This is a genomic window from Thermogutta sp., assembly GCF_014359955.1.
GTDB lineage: Bacteria > Planctomycetota > Planctomycetia > Pirellulales > Thermoguttaceae > Thermogutta.
Map to the genome: position 1 here is coordinate 1 of NZ_JACIYL010000556.1, position 550 is coordinate 550.

At 53.6% G+C, this 550-nt stretch carries 1 protein-coding gene; it reads left to right on the forward strand.

What is annotated here, in order from left to right; translation table 11 throughout:
- Nucleotides 1-495: hypothetical protein (locus H5U08_RS14310; RefSeq protein ID WP_297034463.1), on the forward strand; the 495-nt coding region annotated here is incomplete at its 5' end.
- Nucleotides 496-550 lie beyond the last annotated feature (55 nt).

The following is a 550-nucleotide window of genomic DNA, read 5'->3' on the forward strand; positions in this document are numbered from 1 at the left end:
GCCTATCAGGCCATGTTTGCTCTTCCCTGTCCCGTGTACTGGATGCCGTGTTTTGAAGATGCCCGGCGCTCTGAAATCAGTGAATACGCGACTTACTACCGATTTCGACAGGGAGAAGTGTTGCCCGAACTATCTGTTGGGTTGAGGAACTTTTTTGCGCATGTTTTTCGGGAAGAAGTGTCTGGAAAACACACATCCCTGGGCTGGCTCCAAGCCCTTCTGGCGTCCGAGGATCCGGAACTCGTGGCCCGGATGAATGCCATGGACAGGAACATGTGGTGCACAGCAGGATTCCTGCACGCCGCAGGACTCTCAGTCGATGCGGAAGGGCAACTCCATCCGCTTCATGGGACGACGGATTCAGTTTTCAAGTTTGAGAAGCGCTATCGGATAATCGACAAAACCAAAAAATATATCCAAGATATTTCCCCAGTTCTAGCCACCCCGCCGGCGAACCATTTGACAGCCCGCTTTCGGTACTCTAGATCACACTAGGACCCGCTGTCGACCGTGCCAATCAGGCCGGTCCTATTGGACGCACCAGGACTCC